Origin of the sequence: Streptomyces sp. V1I1 (genome assembly GCF_030817355.1) — a bacterium.
Lineage (GTDB): Bacteria > Actinomycetota > Actinomycetes > Streptomycetales > Streptomycetaceae > Streptomyces.
This window is the reverse complement of the sequence record NZ_JAUSZH010000001.1, coordinates 6,542,405-6,562,981: the sequence shown is the minus strand read 5'-3', so window position 1 is coordinate 6,562,981 and position 20,577 is coordinate 6,542,405. Positions and strand designations below refer to the sequence as shown.

21 protein-coding genes are annotated in these 20,577 nt (G+C 70.1%); 10 read left to right on the top strand and 11 right to left on the bottom strand.

The window, feature by feature from the left end; all coding sequences use genetic code 11:
* Positions 1 to 42 precede the first annotated feature (42 nt).
* A complete protein-coding gene (locus QFZ67_RS30730; protein WP_307664314.1) occupies positions 43 to 1,680 on the top strand; it encodes a streptophobe family protein in 1,638 nt (545 codons plus the stop codon).
* 131 nt (positions 1,681 to 1,811) lie between these two features.
* Positions 1,812 to 3,029: a phosphoserine phosphatase SerB gene (serB, locus tag QFZ67_RS30725; RefSeq protein ID WP_307664313.1), complete on the top strand. Its 1,218-nt coding sequence runs from the start codon at positions 1,812 to 1,814 to the stop codon at positions 3,027 to 3,029.
* A 79-nt stretch (positions 3,030 to 3,108) separates the two neighbouring features.
* Here serB and QFZ67_RS30720 read toward each other — a convergent pair whose 3' ends face one another.
* From QFZ67_RS30720 to QFZ67_RS30705, 4 genes are all read right to left on the bottom strand, one after another.
* Positions 3,109 to 3,660, bottom strand: coding sequence for a histidine phosphatase family protein (locus tag QFZ67_RS30720; RefSeq protein ID WP_307664312.1), 552 nt, complete (start codon positions 3,658 to 3,660; stop codon positions 3,109 to 3,111).
* A gap of 85 nt (positions 3,661 to 3,745) precedes the next feature.
* On the bottom strand, positions 3,746 to 3,952 hold the full coding sequence (locus QFZ67_RS30715; protein ID WP_307664311.1) for a hypothetical protein: 207 nt from the start codon (positions 3,950 to 3,952) through the stop codon (positions 3,746 to 3,748).
* A gap of 179 nt (positions 3,953 to 4,131) precedes the next feature.
* Complete coding sequence (locus QFZ67_RS30710) at positions 4,132 to 4,248, bottom strand: SGM_5486 family transporter-associated protein (protein WP_307664310.1); 117 nt, start codon at positions 4,246 to 4,248, stop codon at positions 4,132 to 4,134.
* Positions 4,249 to 4,265: 17 nt separating this feature from the next.
* Entirely contained in the window at positions 4,266 to 5,546 is a 1,281-nt protein-coding gene (locus QFZ67_RS30705; RefSeq protein ID WP_307666024.1) for a CynX/NimT family MFS transporter, read from the bottom strand.
* Positions 5,547 to 5,613: 67 nt separating this feature from the next.
* On the opposite strand from QFZ67_RS30705, the gene QFZ67_RS30700 reads away from it, so the two are divergent.
* Positions 5,614 to 6,300 (top strand): FadR/GntR family transcriptional regulator, encoded by a 687-nt coding sequence (locus QFZ67_RS30700; RefSeq protein ID WP_307664309.1) that lies wholly within the window; start codon positions 5,614 to 5,616, stop codon positions 6,298 to 6,300.
* Here QFZ67_RS30700 and QFZ67_RS30695 read toward each other — a convergent pair.
* The 3 genes from QFZ67_RS30695 to fabG all read right to left on the bottom strand — a co-directional run bounded on the left by QFZ67_RS30695 (position 6,263) and on the right by fabG (position 8,261).
* Positions 6,263 to 6,604 carry a hypothetical protein gene (locus QFZ67_RS30695; protein WP_307664308.1) on the bottom strand — a complete coding sequence of 114 codons (342 nt, stop codon included), beginning with the start codon at positions 6,602 to 6,604 and terminating at the stop codon, positions 6,263 to 6,265. The genes QFZ67_RS30700 and QFZ67_RS30695 overlap by 38 nt on opposite strands.
* 177 nt (positions 6,605 to 6,781) lie before the next feature.
* Positions 6,782 to 7,552, bottom strand: a complete 771-nt coding sequence (gene fabI / locus QFZ67_RS30690; RefSeq protein WP_307664307.1) for an enoyl-ACP reductase FabI — start codon at positions 7,550 to 7,552, stop codon at positions 6,782 to 6,784.
* Between the two features lie 4 nt (positions 7,553 to 7,556).
* On the bottom strand, positions 7,557 to 8,261 hold the full coding sequence (gene fabG, locus QFZ67_RS30685; protein WP_307664306.1) for a 3-oxoacyl-[acyl-carrier-protein] reductase: 705 nt from the start codon (positions 8,259 to 8,261) through the stop codon (positions 7,557 to 7,559).
* A 184-nt stretch (positions 8,262 to 8,445) separates the two neighbouring features.
* Between fabG and QFZ67_RS30680 the strand changes: the two genes are divergently transcribed.
* The 3 genes from QFZ67_RS30680 (at position 8,446) to tyrS (ending at position 12,779) form a co-directional block, all read left to right on the top strand.
* On the top strand, positions 8,446 to 9,969 hold the full coding sequence (locus QFZ67_RS30680; RefSeq protein WP_307664305.1) for a TldD/PmbA family protein: 1,524 nt from the start codon (positions 8,446 to 8,448) through the stop codon (positions 9,967 to 9,969).
* Positions 9,970 to 10,075: 106 nt separating this feature from the next.
* Positions 10,076 to 11,467: a metallopeptidase TldD-related protein gene (locus QFZ67_RS30675; RefSeq protein ID WP_307664304.1), complete on the top strand. Its 1,392-nt coding sequence runs from the start codon at positions 10,076 to 10,078 to the stop codon at positions 11,465 to 11,467.
* 43 nt (positions 11,468 to 11,510) lie between these two features.
* The gene (tyrS, locus tag QFZ67_RS30670) at positions 11,511 to 12,779 is read left to right on the top strand and encodes a tyrosine--tRNA ligase (protein WP_307664303.1); all 1,269 of its coding nucleotides are present in this window, start codon (positions 11,511 to 11,513) and stop codon (positions 12,777 to 12,779) included.
* A 69-nt stretch (positions 12,780 to 12,848) separates the two neighbouring features.
* Here the strand turns inward: tyrS and QFZ67_RS30665 are convergent, their stop codons facing one another.
* Entirely contained in the window at positions 12,849 to 13,124 is a 276-nt protein-coding gene (locus tag QFZ67_RS30665; protein WP_307664302.1) for a GlsB/YeaQ/YmgE family stress response membrane protein, read from the bottom strand.
* Between the two features lie 217 nt (positions 13,125 to 13,341).
* Between QFZ67_RS30665 and QFZ67_RS30660 the strand changes: the two genes are divergently transcribed.
* Positions 13,342 to 13,740, top strand: a complete 399-nt coding sequence (locus QFZ67_RS30660; RefSeq protein WP_307666023.1) for a DUF3099 domain-containing protein — start codon at positions 13,342 to 13,344, stop codon at positions 13,738 to 13,740.
* A 180-nt stretch (positions 13,741 to 13,920) separates the two neighbouring features.
* Positions 13,921 to 14,142, top strand: coding sequence for a hypothetical protein (locus QFZ67_RS30655; RefSeq protein ID WP_307664301.1), 222 nt, complete (start codon positions 13,921 to 13,923; stop codon positions 14,140 to 14,142).
* Here the strand turns inward: QFZ67_RS30655 and moaA are convergent.
* From moaA to QFZ67_RS30640, 3 genes are all read right to left on the bottom strand, one after another.
* Positions 14,125 to 15,114, bottom strand: coding sequence for a GTP 3',8-cyclase MoaA (moaA, locus tag QFZ67_RS30650; RefSeq protein ID WP_307664300.1), 990 nt, complete (start codon positions 15,112 to 15,114; stop codon positions 14,125 to 14,127). The two genes, QFZ67_RS30655 and moaA, sit on opposite strands and share 18 nt — an antisense overlap.
* A gap of 152 nt (positions 15,115 to 15,266) precedes the next feature.
* On the bottom strand, positions 15,267 to 16,907 hold the full coding sequence (locus QFZ67_RS30645; RefSeq protein ID WP_307664299.1) for a cation acetate symporter: 1,641 nt from the start codon (positions 16,905 to 16,907) through the stop codon (positions 15,267 to 15,269).
* Complete coding sequence (locus tag QFZ67_RS30640; RefSeq protein ID WP_307664298.1) at positions 16,904 to 17,269, bottom strand: DUF485 domain-containing protein; 366 nt, start codon at positions 17,267 to 17,269, stop codon at positions 16,904 to 16,906. Before QFZ67_RS30640 ends, QFZ67_RS30645 begins: the two co-directional genes overlap by 4 nt.
* A gap of 287 nt (positions 17,270 to 17,556) precedes the next feature.
* Here QFZ67_RS30640 and QFZ67_RS30635 point away from each other — a divergent pair, with 287 nt between their 5' ends.
* Both QFZ67_RS30635 and QFZ67_RS30630 read left to right on the top strand, forming a co-directional pair.
* On the top strand, positions 17,557 to 19,089 hold the full coding sequence (locus tag QFZ67_RS30635; protein ID WP_307664297.1) for a S8 family serine peptidase: 1,533 nt from the start codon (positions 17,557 to 17,559) through the stop codon (positions 19,087 to 19,089).
* A 78-nt stretch (positions 19,090 to 19,167) separates the two neighbouring features.
* Positions 19,168 to 20,574: a CoA transferase gene (locus QFZ67_RS30630; protein ID WP_307664296.1), complete on the top strand. Its 1,407-nt coding sequence runs from the start codon at positions 19,168 to 19,170 to the stop codon at positions 20,572 to 20,574.
* The last annotated feature ends 3 nt before the right edge of the window (positions 20,575 to 20,577 follow it).

Genomic DNA, 20,577 nt, shown 5'->3' with positions numbered 1-20,577 from the left:
TGGGGGTAACTGGGTCAAACCCAGCATGGATCGGGGGGTCCGATGGACGCGAGCGGCAGTGGCGACAAGGTGCCGTGGGGCGATGTGGTGCTGGCGTCCATAGCGGCGGTGAGCTGGGCGCTGGTCGGGATGGCGGGTGCGGCGGCGCTCGGACTGCATCTGCTGGGCGCGGATTCGGCGGGGTCGCTGGGGCCGATGACAGCGGCGGCTGTGGTGCTCGCGGTGGGCGGATCGGTCACTCCGGCAGGTGATGTGTCCGCGTTCGGGCTGGAAGGTGCACAGGCGCGGACGGCCGTCGACATCACGCCACTTGGGGTGGGTCTGGTCGGGGCACTGTTTCTTGCGTACTTCTTTCTACGCTCGCTGCGCCGCGCGGGACCGCACATCTCGGGGACCGAACTCGCCGCGCGGGCGGGCGGGGTGGCAATTCTGTTCGTCGCGACGGTCGGCGGCTTGGCGTGGGCAGGTCACGACGTCATCACGATCGACGGGGCGAAGCTCGGGCTGGACGTCGACAAGGTGCCGGGGCTCGGCGGGGACGGGGGCGGCATCGAGGTGCCGGGCCTCGGCGACATCGGGGGGCTTCTGCCGGACCGGCTCGGTGACCTGGTGGACGCGCAGGCGTCGGTGGGGTTCAGCGTGAACACCGCGGATTCGCTGGCGGGCGCGCTGTTCTGGGTGCTCGGGGTGCTGGTTATCTCGCTTCTCGCCTCGCGGCGTGCGCCACTGCCGCGCGGGGCGGTGTGGCAGGTGCTGCGGCGGGTCGTACGGCCTGCGGCGTCCGCGGTCGTGACGGTGCTGCTGGTCGCGGTCCTCGCGGGGTACGGGGCGGCGGCGTACGCGGCGATCGGTGACGACCACCCGAAGAGGATCACGGGTGCGGCGCTGCTCGGGGCGCCGAACGGAGTGTGGCTGGGCGTGCCGTTGGGCCTGTTCGTGCCGTGGGACGGCGAGGCGAAGGGCGAGCTGGCGAAGCTGCTGCCGGATCCGCTGGACGAACTGCTGCGGGTCTCGGCGGACGAACCGGTGACGGTGGGCAGGCTGGCCGAACTGGACGGTCGCGTATGGCTGCTGGCCGTCGCGACCGCGGTGATGATGCTGTACGCCGGGGTGCTGGCGGCGGCACGTACGCCGGCGGGCGGGCTGACAGCGGCCGGGTTCGCGGGGCGGTGCGCGCTGCGGCTGGGTGTGGTGACGGCACTGGCGCTGCCGCTGCTGGTGTGGCTGACGGACGTCTCGGCGGACGCGTCGCTGTCGGTGCTGGGCTTCGACGCGTTCGGCGCGGGCATCGAGCTGCACGGTCAGGTGGGCATGGCCCTGCTGCTGGGGGCGGCGTGGGGTGCGGCTGCGGGCGGGGTGGGGGCACTGCTGGTGTACGGGACGCGGGGTGGCGGCCGGGCCGCGGCGGGGCCCCCGGCGGAGTGGGCGGCGGAGGCTGCGGTGCCGACGGCGGCGGAGCTGCCAGGTCCGTACCGCCTGGTGCCGCCGTACCGCCCGTCGAACGACGACACGAACCCGTATCTGCGTCCGCCCCCGGAGATCCACGGTGCCCCCACGGTCGCGGGCCCGATGCCTCCGATGCCCCCGCCGCCGCCACCACCATCGCCGTACCGCGCGTCGCCTACGCCGCCCGAGGAGGGCCCGCCCCCGCCGCCCGGGGCGCCCAGGGGCCGCCGGTGAGGGGTGCGCGGGCACGCGGCCGGGGCGGGCGGGCGGAGACCCGGGCGCCAGGCGGGGCCCGGGGGCCGGAACGTCCGGCAGGCGGGACGCCCCGTCTCATCGCCACGTGCGCCCGATACGGTGGATACACCATGAGCGCATCGCAGACCTCCGACGTACCCACCCTTCTCGTCAAGATCTTCGGGAAGGACCGTCCCGGGATCACCGCCGGGCTCTTCGACACCCTCGCCGCCTACTCCGTCGACGTCGTCGACATCGAGCAGGTCGTCACGCGGGGCCGCATCGTCCTGTGCGTCCTCGTCACCGCTCCGGCCGCCGGCGGCACCGCCGAGGGCGAGCTCCGGGCCACCGTCCACAACTGGGCCGAGTCGCTGAAGCTGCAGGCCGAGATCATCTCGGGCACCGGCGACAACCGGCCCCGCGGAAGTGGCCGTTCGCATGTCACCGTGCTCGGGCACCCGCTCACCGCCGAGTCGACCGCCGCCATAGCGGCCAGGATCACCGCAACCGGCGGGAACATCGACCGTATCTTCCGGCTCGCCAAGTACCCCGTCACCGCCGTGGAGTTCGCGGTGTCCGGTACGGAGACAGAGGCGCTGCGCACCGTCCTGGCCACCGAGGCCGCCGGGATCGGCGTCGATGTGGCGGTCGTGTCGGCCGGGCTGCACCGCCGCGCCCAGCGCCTGGTCGTCATGGATGTGGACTCGACGCTCATCCAGGACGAGGTCATCGAGCTGTTCGCGGCACACGCGGGCTGTGAGGACAAGGTCGCCGAGGTCACGGCCGCGGCGATGCGCGGGGAGCTGGACTTCGAGCAGTCCCTGCACGCGCGCGTGGCGCTGCTCGAAGGGCTCGACGCCTCGGTCGTGGACAAGGTGCGCACGGAAGTCCGGCTGACCCCCGGCGCCCGCACCCTGATCCGTACGCTCAAGCGGCTCGGCTACCAAGTGGGCGTCGTGTCGGGCGGATTCACCCAGGTCACCGATGACCTCAAGACGCGACTCGGACTCGACTTCGCCTCGGCGAACACGCTGGAGATCGTGGACGGGAAGCTCACCGGCCGTGTCGTCGGCGAGATCGTGGACCGCGCGGGCAAGGCCCGGCTGCTGCGCAGGTTCGCGGCCGAGGCGGGCGTGCCGCTGGCGCAGACCGTCGCGATCGGCGACGGCGCGAATGATCTGGACATGCTCAACGCGGCCGGTCTGGGCGTCGCCTTCAACGCCAAGCCCGTCGTCCGCCGGGCCGCCCACACCGCGGTCAATGTCCCCTTCCTGGACACTGTCCTCTATCTGCTGGGCATCACCCGCGAAGAGGTCGAGTCCGCGGACGGCGAGGGCGAGGAGCACTAGTCCCCAGTCAGAGACCCCATGCAAAGGCCCCGGGCGCGGTGACCGCGCGCCGGGGCCGATTCATGTACGGCACAGGGGGTTACGTGTGCGGCGCCCAGAATTCGAGCAGCGTGCCCACGCCGTGCTCGACCGACTTCCAGGAGCCGGTGAATCCGACGACCGCGAGCGCCGCGGTCGGGAAACCGCTCTGCGTCATCCGGGCCAGCGCTTCACCCTCGGCCTTGCCCGCGAGGGCGTCGGCGAGCGCGTGCACCCCGGGGTTGTGGCCGATGACGAGCAGGTCGTTCACCTCGTCAGGGGTCTCGTTGAGCAGCGCGATAAGTTCGCCGAGGGAGGCGTCGTACAGCCGCTCCTCGTACACCGTCTTGGGGCGGTGCGGCAGCTCGTGCACCGCCAGCTTCCAGGTCTCGCGGGTTCTGCTCGCGGTGGAGCACAGAGCCAGGTCGAGGGCGATACCGGTATCGGCCAGCCTGCGGCCGGCTGTCGACGCGTCCAGACGGCCGCGCTCGGCGAGCGGCCGCTCATGGTCGGACACCTGCGGCCAGTCGGCCTTCGCATGCCGGAGGAGGACGATCCTGCGGGACTCGGGGGATCCGGGGGCTGTCCCCCCGGAAGACACGGCGTCGCTCATGCACCCCAGCTTCGCATGAAATGAGCCAGCGGGCGCAGGGTGTTGACGGGCTCCCCCGCGAAGGGTGAATCCGACAGCGGGACAGTCACCGGGACAGGCTGTGCTGAATGCGCTCGAGGAACTGGCCGACCGCCGGCTCGCCGCCCGTGGTCTGTGCATGGGCGGGGTCCGCGATCAGCAGGAGCAGAACGACGAAGGCGAGCATGGGCAGGGCGAGTGCCCACCACGGCAGCCGGATGTCGACGCTGCCCGTGGCCTTGGGGTGGGACCGCGTGTGCGTGTGGGCCGACATGGCCGCCTCCGTAGGTCTGCGGTTTGTTGCTTCAAACCTACGGATCATGGGCGCGGGGGCCCATCCGGTGACCCACCCACTTCCCCCTGAGCCTGACCCCCTAGGGGATGGTGGTGCTAGCCCCCCTTTTTTCGGCGGGGCAACGACCGCGTCAGGTTTTCGGCGGGGCAACGACCGTGTCAGGGCGAGGCGATGGACGCGATCACCGCGATGACGACCGTGATGGCGATCATCGCGCCGAAGACGAGCAGGAGCTTCTTCTGGCCGTTCGAGGGGTTCGGATCGAGCACAGGCATGGAGTCAGTCTCGCATCTCAGCATTCGTCCTCGATCGTCCGGTCCCGGCCGGCCAGGATGCCTACCGCGATCTGCGGCACGATCAGGCCTGCCATCAGCGCGATCGGCAGCCCCCAACCGCCGCTGTGCTGGTAGAGCACGCCCACCAGCAGCGGGCCGGGGGTGGAGATCAGATATCCGGTGGACTGGGCGAAGACCGAGAGGCGTACGACTCCGGCCCCGGTCCTCGACCGCATGCCGATCATGGTGAGGGCGAGCGGGAAGGCGCAGTTGGAGACGCCGAGCAGCAGCGCCCAGGCCCAGGCTCCGGCGGCCGGAGCGAAGAACAGGCCCGCATAGCCGGTCAGCCCGCACAGCCCGAGGGCGACGACGATCGGGCCCTGGGTCTTCATCCGGGTGGCGAGCCGCGGGATGACGAAGGCGAGCGGCACGCCCATCACCATGGTCACGGCGAGCAGCGCCCCGGCCGTGCCCGCGGAGACTCCCGCGTCGCGGAAGATCTGCGGCATCCAGCCCATGGTGATGTACGCGCCGGTGGCCTGGAGGCCGAAGAAGCAGCCGAGCGCCCAGGCGGTGGGGCTCCGGGTGATCCTGGGGGCCGGGGAATCCTGGGCTTGTGCGGCCACGGTGTTCCGCGCGGCCGCGCCTCGGTCGCGGGCCATGCCGATCCAGGGCAGTACGGCGAGGGCGGCGAGGACCGCCCACACCGCGAGGCCGACCCGCCAACTGCCGCCCAGCGCCTCGGTCATGGGCACGGTCGCGGCGGCCGCGACGGAGGTGCCGAGCGCGAGCGCCATGGAGTACAGCCCGGTCATGGAGCCGACGCGGTCGGGGAAGTAGCGCTTGACGATCACCGGCATCAGGACGTTGCTGACGGCGATGCCCATGAGGGTAAGCGCGCTGGCGGCGAGGAAGCCCGCCGTGCCGCCTGCGAAGGGCCGGATCAGCAGGCCGGTCGTGATGGCCACCATGCCGGCGCAGACGACGGCACCGGGGCCGAAACGGCGGGCGAGCCGCGGCGCCGCGATCCCGAAGATCGCGAAGCAGAGCGGCGGTACGGAGGTGAGGACGCCGGCGACGCTGCCGCTCATGTGCAGCCCGACGCGCGCCTCTTCGAGGAGCGCGCCGAGGCTGGTGATGGCGGGGCGGAGATTGAGTGCCGCGAGGACGATCCCGGCGATCACGAGCCGGGTGAGCCAGACAGTGAGCCGCGGGGCGGGAGATTCCACGGAGGCCAAGGAGGCGACCGGGGTACGGTCCGTGGCAGCGGGGCTCAAAGTCTGGGTCTCGTCGGACATCTCACGCATGCGGACCATCATAGAATCATGGGATGATTGGTTGTCCAATCCCTACGGAAGGAGCCCGATGGCGCTGACCTCTCCCCGGCGTTCCGCGCTCTCCGACCAGGTGATCGCCCAGCTGCGGAACCAGATCACCTCGGGCGAGTGGCCGGTGGGCTCACGCATCCCCACCGAACCGGAACTGGTCGAGCAGCTCGGCGTGGCCCGTAACACCGTCCGCGAAGCGGTCCGCGCGCTCGCGCACAACGGACTGCTGGATATCCGGCAGGGCTCGGGGACGTACGTCGTGGCCACCAGCGAGCTGGCCGGCGTCATGCACCGCCGCTTCGCCGACGCCAACCCCCGGCACATCGCCGAGCTGCGCTCCACGCTGGAGTCCTCAGCAGCCCGCCTCGCCGCGGAACGGCGTACCGAACGCGACCTCAAGCAGCTGGACACGCTCCTCGCCCGGCGCGAGGAGGCGTGGGCCACGGGCGACGCGGAGCAGTTCGTCGCCGCCGACACGACATTCCATCTGGCCGTGGTGGCGGCCTCACACAACGAGGTGCTCAGCGAGCTCTACGCGGACCTCGGCGATCTGCTGCGGGACTGGCTGCGCGACGACGTGGGCCGCGAACTGCGCCCGGAGAACCATATGGACCACGCGCGGATGGTCGAGGCGATCCGCGCGGGCGACGGCGATGTGGCGGCCGCGGAGGCGGCGAGCTATCCGTTCATGTGCCTGCGGAGTCCCGCAGGGGCTGGTGACTGACCCACACCGCGCGTATCTCTTTCCAGCAGCGGTCGGTGAGCTCGGCGTAACCGGCCGGGCCTATCTCGACGGGTGCGCTGTCCACGTCGATGTCCCACCAGCGCTCGCACTCGATGTGCAGCCGGACGCGGTCGGTCTCGGGGTAGGGATTGTGGCAGAAGCCGGTGGCCCAGGAGCTCTCGACGACTGTGCGGCAGTCAGCCTCGTACGTACGGGACTGGGGCTGGGAGAGGGCCGTCGACGACGTCCACAGCAGGAGCGCCACTGAGGCCAGTACGGAGGCGGAGCGGCGGGTCGTACGCACAAGCAGGACCTCCTCGGCCGTACTGCGGCCCGCTCGCCGCGGCTGCACCTCAAGGGGGGATTGCCTCTCCAGCCTCGCTGTCCGCACGACGCGCCGCGCGCTCCGGGGGGCCGAATGGGCGACGCCCCGCTCGCCGCACTGAGCGGTGAACGGGGCGTCGTTCTCGTACGAGAGGGGTCAGGCGCCCATCATGTGCACGCCGCCGTCCACGTGAACGATCTCGCCGGTCGTCCGCGGGAAGAAGTCCGAGAGCAGACCGACGACACCACGGCCGGCCGGGTCGGGGTCGGCCAGGTCCCAGCCGATCGGCGCGCGGTGGTTCCAGACGTCCGCGAGCTCCTCGAAGCCCGGGATGGACTTCGCGGCCATCGACTTGATCGGGCCGGCCGCGATCAGGTTGCAGCGGATGCCCTTGGGGCCCAGGTCACGGGCCAGGTAGCGGTTGGTGGACTCCAGGGCCGCCTTGGCCACACCCATCCAGTCGTACTTCGGCCAGGCGATCTGCGCATCGAAGGTGAGACCGACGACCGAGCCGCCACGCTCCATCAGCGGAAGGCACGCCATGGTCAGCGACTTGTAGGAGTACGCCGAGACCTGCACCGCGGTGGAGACGTCCTCCCAGCCGGCCTCGAGGAAGTTGAACGCGGCCTGCGGGCCGAAGGCGATCGAGTGCACGATGCCGTCGAGGCCCGAGTCGTCGCTGGAGTGCTCGCGGATCTTGTCCGCGAGGCCGTCCAAGTGCTCCTGGTTGGTGACGTCCAGCTCGATGACCGGGACGGGCTTGGGCAGCCGCTTGGCGATGCGCTCGACGAGGGTGAGCCGGCCGAAGCCGGTCAGGATGACCTCCGCGCCCTCCTCCTGCGCCACCTTGGCTGCGTGGAAGGCGATGGACCCTTCGGTGAGGACACCCGTGACGAGAATGCGCTTGCCGGCGAGGATTCCACTCATGTGATCAGTGACCCATGCCCAATCCGCCGTCAACGGGGATGACGGCTCCAGTGATGTACGAGGCGTCGTCGGAGGCGAGGAAGCGCACCGTGGCGGCGATCTCCTCCGGCTGCGCATAGCGGCCGAGCGGCACCTGCGAGACGATGCCCGCGCGCTGCTCGTCCGTGAGCGCCTGAGTCATGTCGGTGTCGACAAAGCCGGGTGCGACGACGTTGAACGTGATGTTCCGCGAGCCCAGCTCGCGGGCGAGGGAGCGGGCGAAGCCCACGAGACCGGCCTTGGAGGCGGCGTAGTTGGCCTGCCCCGCCGAGCCCAGCAGCCCGACCACGGAGGAGATCAGCACGACACGGCCCTTCTTGGCGCGCAGCATGCCGCGGTTGGCGCGCTTGACGACCCGGAAGGTGCCGGTGAGGTTGGTGTCGAGTACGGACGTGAAGTCCTCCTCGGACATCCGCATCAGCAACTGGTCCTTGGTGACACCGGCGTTGGCCACCAGCACCTCCACCGGACCGTGCTTCTCCTCGATCTCCTTGTAGGCCTGCTCCACCTGCTCGGCGTCGGTGATGTCGCACTTGACGGCCAGGAAGCCGGCCGGCGGCTCGCCGGACCGGTAGGTGATCGCGACCTTGTCGCCGGCTTCGGCGAACGCGCGGGCGATGGCGAGGCCGATGCCCCGGTTTCCTCCGGTGACGAGAACCGAGCGGCTCAACGGATCACCCTTTCGATAGCGGTCTGGTACTCACGCAAACTATCGGTCCTGCCCCTCTCACGGAGAATCGGGCCCTGACAGCGCCTTCATCCAGTCACTGTCGGGTCCCTACAGAATGGCGCTGGGCAACGCCCCCTCCGGCGCGACATGATCGGGCGACCGGTCTCAACGACAGGAGACATCCGTGCCTCATTCCATCGACGAAGCCTTCACAGCGCTGCCGCTGCGGGCCCTCGCCGACGCGGCACTCGCCCGGGCGCGTGCGCTCGGAGCCGAGCACGCCGACTTCCGCTTCGAGCGCGTACGCAGCGCGGCCTGGCGGCTGCGCGACGCCAAGCTCGCCGGCTCATCGGACACCACGGACCTCGGATACGCGGTACGGGTGGTGCACGGCGGCGCCTGGGGGTTCGCCTCCGGGGTCGACATGACCATGGACGCGGCCGCCAGGGTCGCCGGCCAGGCGATCGCGATGGCCAAGCTGTCGGCGAAGGTGATCGCGGCGGCGGGCTCCGACGAGAGGGTTGAGCTGGCGGACGAGCCGGTGCACACGGAGCGGACATGGGTCTCCTCGTACGAGATCAACCCGTTCGAGGTACCCGACGAGGAGAAGACCGCGCTGCTGGCGCAGTGGAGCGAGCGGCTGCTGGGCGCGGAGGGCGTTGCGCATGTGGACGCCTCGCTGATCACCGTCCACGAGAACAAGTTCTACGCCGACACCGCGGGCACCGTCACCACGCAGCAGCGCGTGCGGTTGCATCCGCAGCTGACCGCGGTCGCAGTCGATCCGAGCAGCGGCGAATTCGACTCGATGCGCACGGTCGCGCCGCCGGCCGGCCGTGGCTGGGAGTATCTGACCGGCACGGGCTGGGACTGGGATTCCGAGCTGGAGCAGATCCCGGAGCTGCTCGCGGAGAAGATGCGCGCGCCGAGCGTCGAGGCCGGGCGGTACGACCTGGTGGTCGACCCGTCGAATCTCTGGCTGACCATCCATGAGTCGATCGGCCACGCCACGGAGCTGGACCGGGCATTGGGGTACGAGGCGGCGTATGCCGGGACGTCCTTCGCCACCTTCGACAAGCTGGGGATGCTGGCGTACGGCTCTTCGGTGATGAATGTGACGGGCGACCGGACCGCGGAGCACGGGCTGGCCACGATCGGGTACGACGACGAGGGCGTCGAGGCGCAGTCGTGGGACCTGGTGAAGGACGGCACGCTGGTGGGCTACCAGCTGGACCGGCGGATCGCGAAGCTGACGGGGCTCGGCAGGTCCAACGGCTGCGCGTACGCGGACTCCCCCAGCCATGTGCCGGTGCAGCGGATGGCGAATGTCTCGCTTCGGCCGGATCCGGGCGGTCTGTCGACGGAGGATCTGATCGGCGGGGTGGAGCGGGGCATCTATGTGGTCGGCGACCGGTCGTGGTCGATCGACATGCAGCGCTACAACTTCCAGTTCACCGGGCAGCGCTTCTTCCGCATCGAGAACGGCAAGCTGGCGGGTCAGCTGCGGGATGTCGCGTACCAGGCGACGACGACGGACTTCTGGGGCTCGATGGAGAAGGTGGGCGGCCCGCAGACGTATGTGCTGGGCGGCGCGTTCAACTGCGGAAAGGCCCAGCCGGGCCAGGTCGCGGCGGTCTCGCACGGCTGCCCGTCCGCCCTGTTCAGGGGCGTGAACATCCTCAACACCACGCAGGAGGCCGGTCGATGAGCGGTCACCCCGGAATTTGCCGGGGGTCCGGCCCGCGGCGAAGCCGCAATCGGATGCAGTGTCCCCCGGGCAAGCACAGTCTCAACACCACGCAGGAGGCCGGTCGATGAGCCGTATCAGCAAGCCGTACGAGATCGTCGAGCGTGCCCTTGAGCTGTCCACTGCCGACGGTTGTGTCGTCATCGCCGACGAGGAATCGTCGGCCAATCTGCGCTGGGCCGGCAACGCCCTGACGACGAACGGCGTCACCCGCGGCCGCACCCTCACCGTCATCGCGACCGTCGACGGTGCCCAGGGCACCGCGTCCGGTGTCGTGTCGCGGACCGCCGTCACCGCCGACGACCTCGAGCCGCTCGTACGGGCCGCGGAGGCCGCCGCGCGCGGGGCCGGGCCCGCCGAGGACGCTCAGCCGCTCGTCGAGGGGGTCCCCGCCTCCCCCGACTTCACCGACCCGCCCGCCGAGACCTCCTCCGCCGTCTTCGCGGATTTCGCGCCCGCGCTGGGTGAGGCCTTCGCCCGCGCCCGGGCCGGTGAGCGGGAGCTGTACGGCTTCGCCAACCACGAGCTGACCTCCACCTACCTCGGCACGTCGACGGGGCTGCGGCTCCGCCATGACCAGCCCAACGGGACGCTGGAGCTCAACGCCAAGTCCCCGGACCGCTCACGGTCCGCCTGGGCCGGCCGCTCCACGCGGGACTTCAAGGACGTGGACCCGGCGCTCCTCGACGCGGAGCTCGCGCAGCGGCTCGGCTGGGCCGAACGCCGGATCGACCTGCCCGCGGGCCGGTACGAGACGCTGCTGCCGCCCACCGCGGTGGCCGATCTGCTGATCTACCAGATGTGGTCGTCCACGGCCCGGGACGCGGCCGAGGGCCGTACGGTCTTCTCCAAGCCCGGCGGCGGCACCCGCGTCGGCGAGACGCTGTCGCCGCTGCCGCTGACCCTGCGCAGCAACCCGAACGAGCCGGGGCTCGAGTCCGCGCCGTTCGTGATCGCGCACGCGTCCGGCGACGACCACTCGGTCTTCGACAACGGCCTGCCGCTGTCGGCGACGGACTGGGTACGCGGCGGAAAGCTGGAGCACCTGATCACCACCCGGCACAGCGCCGGTCTGACCGGGCTGCCGGTCGCCCCCGGGATCGACAATCTGATCCTGGACGGCGGCGGTGAGCGCTCGCTGGACGAGATGGTCTCCGCGACCGCCCGCGGGCTGTTGCTGACCTGCCTCTGGTACATCCGCGAGGTCGATCCGGCGACGCTGCTGCTGACCGGCCTGACCCGGGACGGCGTCTACCTCGTGGAGAACGGCGAGGTGGTCGGCGAGGTGAACAACTTCCGGTTCAACGAGTCGCCCGTCGACCTGCTGTCCAGGGCCACCGAGGCGGGCCGCACCGAGAAGACGCTGCCGCGCGAGTGGGGCGACTGGTTCACCCGGGCCGCGATGCCCGCGCTCCGGGTCCCGGATTTCAATATGAGTTCGGTCAGCCAGGGCGTATAACCTCGGATACGTCTGCAAGCACACCGAAGGAGACGCGAGAGAAGTGACGGACATCGTCGACGAACTGCAGTGGCGTGGGCTGATCGCCCTCTCCACTGACGAGGACGCATTGCGCAAGGCGTTCGCGGACGGTCCCGTCACGTTCTATTGCGGCTTCGACCCGACCGCGCCGAGCCTGCACCTCGGCAATCTGGTCCAGATCCTCACCATGCGCCGGATCCAGCAGGCGGGCAACCGCCCGCTGGGTCTGGTCGGCGGGGCGACCGGTCTGATCGGCGACCCGAAGCCGAACTCCGAGCGCACGCTGAACGCGCCGGAGGTCGTCGCGGGCTGGGTGGAGCGGCTGCGCGGGCAGATCGAGCGGTTCCTCGACTTCGAAGGACCGCACGCCGCGACCATGGTCAACAACCTGGACTGGACGTCGGGTCTGTCGGCGATCGACTTCCTGCGCGACGTCGGCAAGTACTTCCGGGTCAACAAGATGATCGCGAAGGAGGCGGTCGCGCGGCGGCTGAACTCCGACGCGGGCATCAGCTACACCGAGTTCAGCTACCAGATCCTGCAGGGCATGGACTACCTGGAGCTGTACCGGCGGTACGGCTGCGTCCTGCAGACCGGCGGCAGCGACCAGTGGGGCAACCTCACCGCGGGCACAGACCTGATCCACCGGGTCGAGCCGGAGGCCGACGTGCACGCGCTGGCCACCCCGCTGATCACGAAGGCCGACGGCACGAAGTTCGGCAAGACGGAGTCCGGCACGGTCTGGCTGGACCCGGAGCGGACCACGCCCTACGCCTTCTACCAGTTCTGGCTGAACGCGGACGACCGGGACGTCTCCAAGTTCCTGCGGATCTTCAGCTTCAAGTCCCGCGAGGAGATCGAGGAGCTGGAGAAGCTGACCGAGGAGCGCCCGCAGGCGCGTGCGGCCCAGCGGGCGCTGGCGGAGGAGCTGACGACGCTGGTCCACGGCGCCGACCAGTGCGCGGCGGTTGTGGACGCGTCGAAGGCGCTGTTCGGTCAGGGCGAGCTGGCCGAGCTCGACGAGGCGACGCTGCGTGCGGCGCTCTCCGAGCTGCCGCACGCCCAGGTAGCCGAGCTGGCCCCGGTGGTGGACCTGCTCGCGGAGGTCGGCCTGGTCCCCAGCAAGTCGGCCGCCCGCCGCACGGTCAAGGAGGGCGGCGCCTACGTGAACAACGTCAAGGTCGCCGCGGAGGACGCCGTACCGTCGCGGGACGATCTGCTCCACGGCCGCTGGCTCGTGCTGCGCCGCGGCAAGAAGAACCTCGCGGCGGTCGAGGTCACGACGGCCTGATCCGGCGCACACACCTCACGGCGGCGGCCGGACGGGCATCGCGCCCGGTCGGCCGTCGCCGTTGCTGGATCAGGCTCTCTGCCTGCTGCCCCGTGCGGCGTTGTACGCCATCTCGCCCAGGAAAACGAGCAGAACGGCCGCCGCGATCTGAAGCAGATGGCGGCCCCAGTCGATGCCACTGGTCTCTGCGATCCCGAGCCCCATCGCGATCCAGTTGCCGAGCACAGCGCCGCCGATGCCCAGGATGGTGGTCAGCCAGAGGGGCATGTGCTGCTTGCCCGGCAGGATCGCCTTTGCGATCAGGCCCAGCACGAATCCCACGATGATCGCCCACAACCAGCCCATGGCTGCCTCCTCGTACGGCTCTACGTGAGCAGTGATGCCGCCAGTGTCAGCCGATCGGCCATACAGCGCATGTCGGGCGACGCCATACGCGCTACGGCGCAGCTGGGGACAGGCAGCCGGGCCATGACCCACTCTCGTAGGTGTCGCAGCCGCGGCGTACGGTGGAACACGTCAGGACCGGGGAGCGTCCGGCGCGGAATCCAGGTGGTGGAACGTGATGCGGAAGCACGGCGATACGGAGGTCTTCCGGATCACGGGAGCCCGGCAGGGGCTCGCCGACGATGTGCGCGGCCGACAGCGTCGCTATGTGATCTCGATGTCGGTGCGGACCGTGGCGGTGATCCTCGCCGCGGTCCTGTGGAATGTGGAACGCCACGTGGCGATCGTGGCGCTGGTGCTCGGTGGGGTGCTCCCGTACATCGCCGTGGTGATCGCCAACGCGGGCCGCGAGAACCCCCCTTCGCTGCCCTCGACGTTCGTCCCCACCCCGTCGCGGCCGATGATCGCGCCCGTCCCCGCACCCCCCGGCGCGGAACCCACCGCGGAACCCACCGCGGAAGCCGAGGCGGAAGCCGACGGCTTCGAACGGGACCGTCAGAGACCGGAACAGAGCTGATTCCACGGGGCCGCAAAGCTCAATAAGAGCTCAGATCAATCGTGAAGTTCCAGTGCACTCCACCCCGTTCCCCGTGACATACTTCGAAGCGCGCTCCGCATCCCCCGTCGGAGCGACGGACCGACGCCGGGCAGCTCCCCCCGTGGCTGCTCGGCGTCGCCTTGTTTGGGATGAATATCAATGAGTGACGAAACACCCATCTGCTCCGCCAAGGGCTGCCGCGCCGAGGCGGTCTGGGTGCTCGTGTGGAACAACCCGAAACTGCACACCCCGGAGCGCCGCAAGACCTGGCTCGCCTGTGAGGAGCACCGTGAGCATCTCTCCCAATTCCTGGGTGTGCGTGGCTTCTTGAAGGATGTCGTGACGCTCCCGGAGTGGGAGTCCTCAGCCGCCGATCGCTGACATCGGACGGTCGGGCTGCAAGAACGCCGGGTCGTCGAGGCCCGAGCCCGCCTTCTTGCCCCACATCGCCAGCTTCCATATACGGGCGATCTCCTCGTCGGGAGCCTCCGAGCGCAGCGCCGCGCGCAGATCCGTCTCCTCGCGGGCGAACAGGCAGTTGCGCACCTGGCCGTCGGCGGTGAGCCTGGTGCGGTCGCAGGCCTGGCAGAAGGGGCGGGTGACGGAGGCGATGACCCCGACCCGGTGCGGTCCGCCGTCCACGACCCAGCGCTCGGCGGGCGCGGAGCCGCGCTCCTCCTCGCCCTCGGCGGTGAGCGTGAAGCGCGTACGCAGCGACTCGAGGATGTCACCCGCGGTGATCATGCCGTCGCGCTTCCAGCCGTGCTGCGCGTCGAGCGGCATCTGCTCGATGAAACGCAGCTCGTAGTCGTTCTCCACGGCCCAGGCGAGCAGCTCGGGGGCCTCGTCGTCATTGAGACCCGGCATCAGGACCGTATTGACCTTGACCGGGGTGAGGCCCGCGGCGCGGGCGGCCTCCAGGCCGTCCAGCACGTCGTGGTGGCGGTCGCGGCGGGTCAGGGTCTTGAAGACGTCGGGCCGCAGGGTGTCCAGCGAGACATTGACCCGGTCCAGGCCGGCGGCCTTGAGGGCGGTGGCCGTGCGCTTGAGCCCGATGCCGTTGGTGGTCAGCGACATCCTGGGGCGGGGCCGCAGAGCGGCGCAGCGCTCGACGATCCCGACCAGCCCGGGCCGCAGCAGCGGCTCCCCGCCGGTGAAGCGGACCTCGGTGACGCCGAGGTCTGTGACGGCGATGCGAATCAGCCGGACGATCTCGTCGTCACTGAGCAGATCCGGCTTGGCGAGCCACTGAAGACCTTCTTCCGGCATACAGTACGTACACCGCAGATTGCACCGGTCCGTGAGCGAAACACGCAGGTCAGTGGCCACTCGGCCATAGGTGTCGATGAGCACTGTGGGCCCCTCCCCCATTCGCGGATCTGATGACTTCGAGCCTACGTCAGAGCTCTGACAACGGGGGGGCCCGATTGTCACGAGGTACGGCGCGGCCGCGTCGTAGGACTCTACGACGCGGCCGCGACCCCTGACTCGTACAACGGTCCTGCTCAGTGGGCTCCGGTGCCGGTCAGGGACTTGACCTCGAGCTCCGCGTACTTGCCCTTGTCGGGCTCCTCCTTGGACAGGAGAGAGCCGAGCCAGCCGAGCAGGAAGCCCAGCGGGATCGAGACGATGCCCGGGTTCTCCAGCGGGAACCAGTAGAAGTCCGCCTCCTTGAACATGGAGGTGGGCTTGCCGGAGACGACCGGCGAGAACAGCACCAGCACCACGGCCGAGGTCAGACCGCCGTAGATGGACCACAGCGCGCCCTGCGTGGTGAACCTCTTCCAGAACAGGCTGTAGAGGATCGTCGGCAGGTTCGCGGACGCGGCGACCGCGAAGGCGAGAGCGACGAGGCCGGCGACGTTCAGATCGCGGGCCATTGCGCCGAGCCCGATGGAGACGACGCCGATGGCGACCGTCGCCCAGCGGGCCGCGCGGACCTCTTCCTTCTCGGTGGCGTTGCCCTTGCGGATGACGTTCGCGTAGATGTCGTGCGCGAAGGAGGACGAGGACGCCAGGGTCAGGCCCGCGACCACCGCGAGGATGGTGGCGAAGGCGACCGCGGAGATCACCGCGAGCAGTATGGCGCCACCGGTGGATCCCGAGCCGCCGCCGATCTCCAGAGCCGCCAGCGGCGCCGCCGTGTTGCCCGCCTTGTTGGAGGCGATGATGTCGGCGGGCTTGAGCAGCGCCGCGGCGCCGAAGCCGAGCACGATCGTCATCAGATAGAACGCGCCGATGATGCCGATCGCCCAGTTGACGGACTTACGGGCGGCCTTGGCGGTGGGCACGGTGTAGAAGCGGATCAGGATGTGCGGCAGACCCGCGGTGCCGAGCACCAGGGCGATACCGAGCGAGATGAAGTCCAGCTTCGAGATGCTGGTGGCGCCGTACTTGAGGCCCGGCTCCAGGAAGGCCGACCCCTTGCCACTGTTCGAGGCCGCCGTGCCGAGCAGGTCGGACAGGTTGAAGTTGAACTTCAGCAGGATCAGGAAGGTGATGAGCAAGGTGCCCGCGATGAGCAGGACGGCCTTGACCATCTGCACCCAGGTGGTGCCCTTCATGCCGCCGATGGTGACGTACACGATCATCAGTACGCCGACCAGGGCGACGATCGCGATCTTGCCGGCGTCGCTGGTGATGCCGAGCAGCAGCGAGACCAGCACGCCCGCGCCCGCCATCTGCGCCAGCAGATAGAAGATCGACACGACGATGGTGGAGGTTCCGGCGGCAGTTCGGACCGGGCGCTGGCGCATGCGGTAGGCGAGGACGTCGCCCATCGTGTAGCGGCCGGAATTACGCAGCGGTTCGGCCACGAGCAGCAGCGCGACCAGCCAGGCGACCAGGAAGCCGATGGAGTAGAGGAAGCCGTCGTAACCGAACAGGGCGATGGCGCCCGCGATGCCCAGGAAGGACGCGGCGGACATGTAGTCGCCGGAGACCGCGAGGCCGTTCTGGAAGCCGGTGAACTGGCGGCCGCCCGCATAGAAGTCGGCGGCGTTCTTCGTCTGGCGCCCTGCCCACACGGTGATGATCAGGGTCGCGACGACGAAGCACGCGAAGAGCGTGATGATCAGCGGCCGGTGTTCGCTCGCACCCTCGGCGGCCAGCTGGACGGTGGGATACGCGGCGTACGCGGAGCTCATGCGTCGGCCTCCATGCGGGACTTGATCGCTTCGGCCTTCGGGTCGAGCTTCGCGGCGGCATGACGCGAATAGAGCCAGGCGATGAGGAAGGTGGTGGCGAACTGGGCGAGACCGAAGACGAGGGCGACATTGATGTTGCCGAAGAGCTTGGTGCCCATAAAGCCGCCGGCGTAGTTGGACAGCAGCACGTAGAGCAGGTACCAGGCGATGAATGCGACGGTCAGGGGGAAGGCGAAGGAGCGGTAGGTGCGGCGCAGTTCGCCGAATTCCGCACTCTCCTGCACCTCGACGAACGACTCTGTCGTGGGCTGAGCGGGGCTGGTGTCCGTACCGCCGGGGGGCGGCAGTGCATCGGTAGCCACGGAATCTCCTCGCGACGCGGGTGCGGTGGGGATGGACAAGGGGACCTCACAGTCGGGGGCGGTTTGATGTTGCTCCACCCCCTGACAACGGCACGGAGAGCGCACCGAACCGGTTCAACATCGGCCTTTTTCTTCTGGACACTCGCCGGACTTTCTCCGGCCTTTCCGCCGATTTCTTCCCCAACTCATTGATGGCAGCCCATGATCGGCGATAGCTTCGCTGGTCATGTACCCGACCATTCGCATTGTGCGTCTGGCCGGTTTGTCACGGATGATGTGGAGAACCCATGGCTCATCTGGGATCCAGACGGCGGCGCGTGCTTGCCCTGCCCGCCGGTCTGGCGCTCACGGCCTCGCTCGGCTTCCTCCCCGCGGGAGCCGCCTCGGCAGCTCCGGCGGACGAAGTACCCGCCGCGGTGGTTACCGACGGCCCGAAGCTGTCGTACGTCGTGAACGTCAAGGGCGGGCACGGCACCGCCAAATCGGTCAAGAAGGCAATAGCCAAGGCCGGCGGCTCGGTGGTGATCGCCTACGACCAGATAGGCGTCATCGTCGTCCACTCGCAGAACCCGGACTTCGCCAAGACGATCCGTACGGTCAAGGGCGTCCAGTCGGCCGGTGTAACTCGCACGGCCCCGCTGACCGCCGCGGCCGACACGGCGATCGATTCGGAGCGTCCGCTCACTGCCGCCGAGGCCAAGACCGCGGCCGCCCAGGCGGACGCGGACCAGGACCCGCTCGAGCCCCTGCAGTGGGACCTGCCCGCCATCAAGGCGGACAAGGCCCACGAGAAGTCGCTGGGCAGCAAGAAGGTCACGGTCGCGGTCATCGACACGGGTGTCGACGACACGCACCCGGACCTCGCGCCGAACTTCGACCGCGCAGCGTCGGTCAGCTGCGTGGGCGGCGCGCCCAACACCGCGGACGGCGCCTGGCGTCCGGGCCCGGGCGAGAGCGACCACGGCACGCATGTCGCGGGCACAATAGCCGCGGCGAAGAACGGCATCGGCGTCACCGGCGTCGCGCCGGGCGTGAAGGTCTCCGGCATCAAGGTGTCGCAGCCGGACGGCTTCTTCTACACCGAGGCGGTCGTCTGCGGCTTCGTCTGGGCGGCCGAGCACGGCGTCGATGTGACCAACAACAGCTACTACACCGACCCGTGGCTGTTCAACTGCAAGAACGACGCCGACCAGGCGGCTCTGGTCGAGGCACATGCCCGGGCCATCCGGTACGCGGAGCGCAAGGGCGCGGTGAACGTCGCCGCGGCCGGCAACTCCCGGATGGACCTCGCCGCCGACGAGCTCACCGACACGACGAGCCCGAACGACACCACTCCGGTCGAGCGGGTCATCAACCCGCGTGAGTGCCTGGACATTCCGACCCAGATCCCCGGTGTCGTCACCGTCTCCGCTCTGGGCGCGAAGAACCTGAAGTCGTCGTACTCCAACTACGGCCTCGGCGTGGTCGACATCTCCGCCCCGGGCGGCGACTCGACCCTCTTCCAGAAGCCGGACGCGCCGGCCGTCGACGGCCGGATCCTGTCCACGCTGCCTGGCGGCGGGTACGGCTACAAGGCCGGTACGTCCATGGCCTCGCCGCATGTCGCGGGCGTCGTCGCGCTGATCAAGTCGACGCACCCGCACGCTTCGGCGTCGGGCGTGAAGGCGCTGCTGTACGCGCAGGCCGACGACACCGAGTGCACCAACCCGTACGACATCAACGGCGACGGCACGGTCGACGCGGTGTGCGAGGGCGGCAAGCGCGACAACGCCTTCTACGGGACGGGCGTCGCGGACGCGCTGGACGCGGTTCGCCGGTAGAAGTGCTTGACCCGGGGCCGGGCGCGGGGTTCCGCGTCCGGCCCCCCTCTGCATGGCACCGAGTGCCATAGTGGCTGCATGGTTCAGGCAGCACTCAGTGGTACGGCCCAGGCCTGGGCGGCGCTCGGCGGCGATCCCGCTCTCCTCGACCGCGTCCGGTACGAAGGCACGGGCGGACTGCCCGCCGAACTGCCCGTCATGGAGCTGGCACGCTCCACCGTGGCGGTCTGCGCACTGGCCGCGGCCGAACTCGCCGCCCGCCGCACCGGCGGCCCCGTCCCGTCCGTCCGCGTCGACGACGGAGCGGTGACCGCGGCGTTCCTCAGCGACCGGCTGGTACGGGTCGACGGCGAGGCGCCGACGACCTTCGCTCCCCTGTCCCGCTTCTGGCAGGCGGCCGACGGGTGGGTCCGTACGCACGCCAACTACCCGCACCACCGCGCCAGGTTGCCGGCCGCCCTCGGGCTGCCGGCCGACGCCGGCGTGGAAGCCGTCGCGGACGTGATCGGCCGGCGCGGAGCCGCGGAGGTCGAGGAGACGGTGTACGCGGCGGGCGGTCTTGCGGTCGCCGCCCGTACGCCCGAGGAGTGGGCGGCACACGAGCAGGGGGCGCCGGCTGCCGCCGCGCCGCTGCTGACACGCACGTCGCTCTACGACTTTGGCGAGCAACCACCGCGCCGGCTCCCCGAGTTGACCGGAGACGTGACTCTGCCGGCCGCCGGGCTGCGGGTCCTCGACCTCACCCGCGTGCTCGCCGGGCCGGTCGCCACCCGCACGCTCGCGCTGCTCGGCGCGGATGTGCTGCGCGTCGATGCTCCCCAACTGCCGGAGAGCCAGGAGGCGCACAACGACACCGGCATGGGGAAGCGCTCGACGCGGCTCGATCTCGGCGACCGCGGTGACCGGGGCGGCGACCGGCGGACCTTCGAGGGCCTGCTGGAGAGCGCCGATGTGGTGGTGCTGGGCTACCGCCCCGGCGCCCTGGACCGCTTCCCGGGGCTGACGCCCGAGGCGCTGGCCGTCCGCCGGCCCGGGCTGGTCGTCGCCCAGCTCTCCGCCTGGGGACGGTACGGGCCCTGGCGCGAGCGGCGCGGCTTCGACAGCCTGGTGCAGGTGGCCACGGGCATCGCCGCGATCGAGGGCGATCAGGGACAGCCCGGCGCGCTGCCCGCGCAGGCCCTGGACCACGGCACCGGGTATCTGCTGGCGGCCGGCGTCCTGCGCGCCCTCACCGACCAGCACGACGAGAGCGGGGCCAGGCTGGTGCGGCTCGCCCTCTCCCAGACGGCGGCCTGGCTGGTGAACGGCCTTGAGAGAGGTAAGCCCGAGGAAGCGGCGTACGACCCCGGGCCCTGGCTCACCGAGACGGACAGTCCGGTGGGGCGGCTGCGGCACGCCCTGCCGCCGGTCTCCTTCGCGGGCGGCCCGGCCAACTGGGCGCGCCCGCCCGGCATTTGGGGCACGGACGCGCCCCAGTGGCGCTGAGTA

What these genes read in the sequence shown, in the direction of transcription:
- QFZ67_RS30710 (WP_307664310.1), bottom strand. Translation starts at nt 4,248, where the DNA reads ATGCCTGTGCTCGATCCGAACCCCTCGAACGGCCAGAAGAAGCTCCTG.
- QFZ67_RS30660 (WP_307666023.1), top strand. Translation starts at nt 13,342, where the DNA reads ATGCGGAAGCACGGCGATACGGAGGTCTTCCGGATCACGGGAGCCCGG.
- serB (WP_307664313.1), top strand. Translation starts at nt 1,812, where the DNA reads ATGAGCGCATCGCAGACCTCCGACGTACCCACCCTTCTCGTCAAGATC.
- QFZ67_RS30635 (WP_307664297.1), top strand. Translation starts at nt 17,557, where the DNA reads ATGGCTCATCTGGGATCCAGACGGCGGCGCGTGCTTGCCCTGCCCGCC.
- fabI (WP_307664307.1), bottom strand. Translation starts at nt 7,552, where the DNA reads ATGAGTGGAATCCTCGCCGGCAAGCGCATTCTCGTCACGGGTGTCCTC.
- QFZ67_RS30720 (WP_307664312.1), bottom strand. Translation starts at nt 3,660, where the DNA reads ATGAGCGACGCCGTGTCTTCCGGGGGGACAGCCCCCGGATCCCCCGAG.
- QFZ67_RS30675 (WP_307664304.1), top strand. Translation starts at nt 10,076, where the DNA reads ATGAGCCGTATCAGCAAGCCGTACGAGATCGTCGAGCGTGCCCTTGAG.
- QFZ67_RS30665 (WP_307664302.1), bottom strand. Translation starts at nt 13,124, where the DNA reads ATGGGCTGGTTGTGGGCGATCATCGTGGGATTCGTGCTGGGCCTGATC.
- QFZ67_RS30630 (WP_307664296.1), top strand. Translation starts at nt 19,168, where the DNA reads ATGGTTCAGGCAGCACTCAGTGGTACGGCCCAGGCCTGGGCGGCGCTC.
- QFZ67_RS30715 (WP_307664311.1), bottom strand. Translation starts at nt 3,952, where the DNA reads ATGTCGGCCCACACGCACACGCGGTCCCACCCCAAGGCCACGGGCAGC.
- QFZ67_RS30730 (WP_307664314.1), top strand. Translation starts at nt 43, where the DNA reads ATGGACGCGAGCGGCAGTGGCGACAAGGTGCCGTGGGGCGATGTGGTG.
- QFZ67_RS30700 (WP_307664309.1), top strand. Translation starts at nt 5,614, where the DNA reads ATGGCGCTGACCTCTCCCCGGCGTTCCGCGCTCTCCGACCAGGTGATC.
- QFZ67_RS30655 (WP_307664301.1), top strand. Translation starts at nt 13,921, where the DNA reads ATGAGTGACGAAACACCCATCTGCTCCGCCAAGGGCTGCCGCGCCGAG.
- QFZ67_RS30645 (WP_307664299.1), bottom strand. Translation starts at nt 16,907, where the DNA reads ATGAGCTCCGCGTACGCCGCGTATCCCACCGTCCAGCTGGCCGCCGAG.
- QFZ67_RS30705 (WP_307666024.1), bottom strand. Translation starts at nt 5,546, where the DNA reads ATGTCCGACGAGACCCAGACTTTGAGCCCCGCTGCCACGGACCGTACC.